We start from the raw sequence: 1,352 nt of genomic DNA on the forward strand, positions 1-1,352 counted from the left end.
TAGACATGAGATGTACCGCTATATGCCCCTGCAAATCCTTATTCTGGTCTGCATATTTAAAGGGGTCGAGCGTCTTGGGTAACGAGTGATCAGACATAAGCGCGCAATTCTAGGGCCGAAGACCTGTATTGTCAAAGGAAATAAGTGTATTTTTGACATTGATTTAAAAAGACAAGCGCTTTTTGTTGGCCACTGCGCTTTAGCAATGCAACTTCCTGCAATACAAGGATATCTATGGACATCGTACTCGCCTCTTCCAGCACCTATAGAAAGGCGCTTCTAGAAAAAATAATTCAGCACTTCAAGTGTGCATCTCCTGACATTGATGAGTCTCACCTCCCTAATGAAAACTATAAGGAAATGGCCGAGCGTTTATCCATAAGAAAAGCGCAAGCACTGGCTGCATCCCACCCTAATTCGCTAATCATTGGCTCTGATCAAGTCGCATGCTTGGGCGAGCAAATACTTAGAAAACCCCTAAATAAAGAACGCAATCTTGAGCAGCTAACACTCTGCCAAGGCAAAACTGCATACTTTTATACAGGCTTGTGCCTGCTCAATACGAAGACCGGCAAATATCAAAGCGCTGTTGAAAGCTACGCCACCAAATTTCGTAAGCTAAATGAGCAGCAGCTAATCAATTATATAGAACGCGAACAAGCCTATGATTGTGCGGGAGGCTTTAAAATGGAAGGCTTGGGCATATCGTTATTTGAGTCTATTGAGGGCAAAGATCCAAACATACTGATTGGACTACCTTTGATTAGGCTAATCGACATGCTCGCTAAAGAAGGCGTATCTATCCTTTAGCGCTTTTCAAGAATCACATTCATTCGGGTTTGCAGCACCTTTATATAACCCTTCGATAGCGCCATAGAAACCGCTGGGCTTAGTGCTGCATCTTTATGCTGCTCTAGCTGCAGGTATTTGGGCCAGGCAGCTTCTTCTGCGTGATTTAAGAAGCTTTCCAACACAGGAAACTCGAAACCTTCAATATCCATTTTAAGCAGCTCGAGTTTGTCAATATCAGCAAGCGCCAAAATCTCACTAATAGTCAAACCCTTTACATCAATTGAAGTGCTGACTCTCTCAGGGTGCTCAACCCCTTCCGACAAAGAATTACAACCTTGGTTCACCTCATCGAGATAGAGTTTAACCAATGAGTTTTGCGGGCTAGCCGCAAGCTGCAAACACTTACAGCGAGATTGAAGCTGATTAAATTCGACATGCCGCTGCAAGCGAGCAGCGAGCTCTGGGTGCGCCTCTACAGCAACAAGCTTTAGGTCTTTCCGCTCCCACGCAAGTAGCAAACCATAACCGCCGATATTCGCACCTACATCTAGAACTGTAGC

General features: G+C 44.6%; 2 protein-coding genes. One reads left to right on the forward strand and one right to left on the reverse strand.

Annotated features, from left to right (window positions below):
* Positions 1 to 234 precede the first annotated feature (234 nt).
* The gene (locus A3756_RS21525) at positions 235 to 810 is read left to right on the forward strand and encodes a nucleoside triphosphate pyrophosphatase (protein ID WP_068506768.1); all 576 of its coding nucleotides are present in this window, start codon (positions 235 to 237) and stop codon (positions 808 to 810) included.
* Here the strand turns inward: A3756_RS21525 and A3756_RS21530 are convergent.
* A partial coding sequence (locus A3756_RS21530; protein WP_156490670.1) for an FkbM family methyltransferase occupies positions 807 to 1,352 on the reverse strand: 546 nt, incomplete at its 5' end. The two genes, A3756_RS21525 and A3756_RS21530, sit on opposite strands and share 4 nt — an antisense overlap.

Source organism: Oleiphilus sp. HI0086 (assembly GCF_001635225.1).

Excerpts from the sequence above, each read along its gene's own strand:
- A3756_RS21525 (WP_068506768.1), top strand. The coding sequence starts at position 235 with ATGGACATCGTACTCGCCTCTTCCAGCACCTATAGAAAGGCGCTTCTA.